This window comes from Candidatus Methylomirabilota bacterium, assembly GCA_036005065.1.
Classification (GTDB): Bacteria; Methylomirabilota; Methylomirabilia; order Rokubacteriales; family DASRDR01; genus DASYQW01.
The window spans coordinates 1-3,739 of the sequence record DASYQW010000070.1; the positions used below are offsets into that span (position 1 = coordinate 1).

Annotated in this window: 4 protein-coding genes; 1 reads left to right on the plus strand and 3 read right to left on the minus strand. The window is 68.4% G+C overall.

Annotated features, from left to right (window positions below):
* Positions 1 to 393 precede the first annotated feature (393 nt).
* Complete coding sequence (locus VGW35_05540) at positions 394 to 567, minus strand: hypothetical protein (GenBank protein HEV8307111.1); 174 nt, start codon at positions 565 to 567, stop codon at positions 394 to 396.
* 865 nt (positions 568 to 1,432) lie between these two features.
* Between VGW35_05540 and VGW35_05545 the strand changes: the two genes are divergently transcribed.
* Positions 1,433 to 2,581: an FIST N-terminal domain-containing protein gene (locus VGW35_05545; GenBank protein HEV8307112.1), complete on the plus strand. Its 1,149-nt coding sequence runs from the start codon at positions 1,433 to 1,435 to the stop codon at positions 2,579 to 2,581.
* Positions 2,582 to 2,830: 249 nt separating this feature from the next.
* Here VGW35_05545 and VGW35_05550 read toward each other — a convergent pair whose 3' ends face one another.
* Positions 2,831 to 3,205: a nitroreductase family protein gene (locus tag VGW35_05550; GenBank protein ID HEV8307113.1), complete on the minus strand. Its 375-nt coding sequence runs from the start codon at positions 3,203 to 3,205 to the stop codon at positions 2,831 to 2,833.
* A 7-nt stretch (positions 3,206 to 3,212) separates the two neighbouring features.
* Positions 3,213 to 3,739: hypothetical protein (locus VGW35_05555; protein HEV8307114.1), on the minus strand; the 527-nt coding region annotated here is incomplete at its 5' end.

The following is a 3,739-nucleotide window of genomic DNA, read 5'->3' on the forward strand; positions in this document are numbered from 1 at the left end:
GAGAGGGGGCCGCGGGCGCTCTTCGCATTCCTTGGCCACCGTGGCATTCACACGCCAGGGACTCAGAAGGCCCCACCGCGGCCTTGAGCCAAGACGCCGGACCCAGGGCCGGATCGCTTTCACGTTCGGATGCACGATCTACTCGGTGGCCCCATCCATGAGTACGAGGTTGCCGCTTGAGCCAGATCGAAGGTCCGGTCGGCGGGTTCCTGGGCCGGGCTGCATTGGTCGGGCGAAATGCGCGATCGAATGTCCCCGGTCGTAGCTCGGATACGAGGGATTGGTATGCGTGTGGGCGTTGTGCCCACGGCGTACCAACAACCCCTGCCACCCACTTGTACCCGTCCGCGCACTTCGGGCTCGTCACGGTCTTCTGGCACTCAAACGATTGGGCTAGTACCGGAGCCGGTGCCGGAGTCCGCTGGCGGTGGCCTTCTTCGCTGTGCGGCGCTTGGCGGTGGCCTTCTTCGCTGTGCGGCGCTTGGCGGTGGCCTTCTTCGCTGTGCGGCGCTTGGCGGTGGCCTTCTTCGCTGTGCGGCGCTTGGCGGTGGCCTTCTTCGGAGGCATCCTTCCACCTCCTCTCCCTCGACCCTTCCAGTTCTACACCGATTACAGCTTCTTCACGCCGACATAGCAAGAGGGGTGAAAGCAGGGAAGCCGGCTCCCATCATCCGAGTAGCCACCGGAGAGTCCAGACTCGCCGTCCTCCTCGATCCCTCGAACCTCCAGAGCTGGGCAGCTGGGCGCGACGCGGCCCCAGCCCGCGCTCATCAGCGCTGGATACCGCGTGATCATGTTCAACCGTGTTCCCGTGATCACTGCCCGAGAAAGTGGATCGCCGGCGAAAGGTTCGTTCACCGTCAGGGTGTGCCCTCGGCAGCAATCGAACCTGCCGAGCCAGCGGACCGACCTGCCCCTCGACGCGTGGCTCTTGCGCGCGACGGAGAACTACATTGGGTCGTTGTATGGGCATCATCGTGCTATACAGGAGTCAGCCCCGGGGCCGAGACCTCGGGGTGACGCTGTTCGACCTGAACCCAGGTCGTCCGTGCGACTCCCGACATTCCCCCGGCTCCGGGGGCCTCGCGGCATCCTAGTCTCGTTAGCGGCGAATCTGTCGACGGTTTCAGGCGACTCTGTCAACGGTGACCCGGCAGCCGCGAGTTTGGGCGCCTCGGGCACCGAGACCTTGTTTCAGGCCGAGAGCCGGGCGACTTCGCACCTCGTGGTACCGAGGGCCTAGTCGCCGGCGGCCCGCTCAGCCCTCAGCGCAATGCCAGCGGTCTTGGTCGTAGCCAGGCTCGGACACTCATACTTTTCAGACAGGTCAGAACTGCAGCTAGAGAGCTAGAAGCGATGGATAGACGTGTGTAACCGCCGGCGTCGCGCAGGGCCAGCTTGAGATCGTCATCGCTGGTGTAGGGTCGATGCGATGAGGATCGGCGCGGCGCTCTCGACCGACCCCGATCCAGCGAAGGCGGGGGCGGAGGCCGCTCTGGTGGCCGGGTCCCGCCTAGACGGGGCGGATGTCTCGCTGGCCCTCCTGGTCGCCTCCCGACATCACGCTCCCTCGGCGGCGTTGGTGATCGATGCCGTTCGCCGTGGGGCCCGCCCCGAGCGGGTTGTGGGCTGCGTCGCCGAGACGGTGGTGGGCGGCGACCGGGAGGTCGAGGAGGGCCCGGCCGTCGCCGTGTGGCTAGCGTCCCTTCCCGAGCCGACCGAGACGTTCCGCATAGAGTTCGTGCGCACCTCGGAAGGGGGTGTGTTCACCGGGTACCGGTTCCAAGGGCCGGGGTCCGGTCCCTACCTGCTGATCGGCGACCCGTTCTCGTTCCCAACAGACCATCTGCTGCGGCATATGAACCAACAGATGCCGGGGACGGTGGTGATGGGCGGGATGGCGAGCGGGGGGATGGGGCCGGGCGAGACCCGGCTGTTCCTCGACGATCGGGTGGTGAACGAGGGCGCCGTCGGCGCACGACTTCCCGGCGTCCGCATCCGCACTCTGGTCTCCCAGGGATGCGGGCCGGTCGGCAACGTCTACACGGTGACCCGGGCCGAAGGAAACGTCATCCACGAGCTGGGAGGCCGCCCGCCGCTGCTTCGGCTCCAAGAGTTGGTGGAGGGGCTCTCGCCCGAGGACCGCACACTGCTCGGCCAGGGCCTCTTCGTGGGCCGGGCGATCGATGAGTACAAGCTCGAGCCAGGACGGGGGGACTTCCTGATCCGGCAGGTCGTGGGGGTGGATCAGCGGACCGGGGCGCTCGCGGTGGGGGATCGGATCGAGGTGGGGGAGAGCATCCAGTTCCACGTCCGGGACGCGGCCACCGCCGACGAGGATCTCCGCGCCCTCCTCGAGCTCGAGGCCGCCGAGCCGGCGGACGGTGCCCTGCTCTTCACGTGCAACGGGCGAGGCTCGCGGCTGTTCCCGGTCTTCGATCACGACGCGTCGTTGATATCCGAGAGACTCGGGGGCCTGCCCCTCGCCGGCTTCAACTGCGCCGGGGAGATCGGCCCGGTCGGCGGGAAGAACTTCTTGCACGGCTTCACGGCCTCGGTGGCCCTGTTCGTCGACGCCTGAGCTTCGAGCCAACGCCCGACCGGATCGCCGCGGCGGATCGTGCCGTCTCTCGAGACAACGCAGGACGTTGACGTTCCTGGTTCTGCCCGCGGCGCGCTGGACCCCGGAATCCTTGGGCAGCTCCCTTGTCGTCGAAGCAGCGCGGGCAAGGACTCGTGATGTTCAGACGAACCTCGTCCCCGTTGGAAGGGTTCGATGATTGGCTGCTGCTTCGGCGACGAGCGACAGTGCGGAGACGGCCCGACGCAGTCAGCGGGGCACTTTGGGACCGGTTCGGCCCGGGAGGGGGCGGGCCTTCGCGCGACGCAGACGCGGGCTCTCGCCGACCGCGACGACCAGCATGCAGCTCTTGCCCTCGGCATCCGCCGAGAAGAATCGGGTGACCTCGTCGTCGTAGAACGTGAGACCGGTGGCGCCAAAGCGGCTCGCGTAGGCCGCGAGGTAGATCCTCCCGGCGACGATGCCGGCCTCGAGCTGCGCGGCGCGGTAGCCGCGGGCGCCGAGGGCATCGAGCGCGCGGCGAAGGTCGGCCATCAGGAAGTGGGTGACCGCCGCGTCCGCTCCCAGGCGCTGCTCAAGACAGAGGAACCCGGCCTCCCGCCTGAATTCGCCGTCGCGGAGCAACTGAAGCTCACCGCCACGGAACACGTACGCGCCCGGCCCGATCCCCTCGACGGTTCGCGATCAGGTAGGGCTCGGCGAGGTGCGCCCCGCCCGGCGCGTAGTCGGTCGGGACTCCGACCGTGCAACGTGCCAGGATCGCAGCGAGCACCTCGGCCCGGATGAAGCCCCGGGCGAAGAGGCGAGCCGAGCCGCGCCGCCGGATGACCTCCTCGAGGAAGTCGGTCGACAGGCCCGCCTGGGGCGATGCAGGCGCGTCGCCAGCCCCGTCGCGCACCGGAGACCCACCGAAGCCCTCGCGCCACCGGGCGACCGCCTCGGGGGCGTGCAGCCGGCCGGCGTCGTTCGCCTCGAGGATCCCCTGGAACACATATTCGGTCCGGGACAGCGCTCCGACCTCGAACGAGACTTCCTCGGGTTCCCCCGTCGCGGCGGCCACCTGGCGATCCTCCAGCCCGACTGGCACTAGGCAGAGCGGAACCTCCCGGTGTTCCTCGAGGCCCAGGAGCGAGGCGACGTCGGAGTCCACGAACCCCA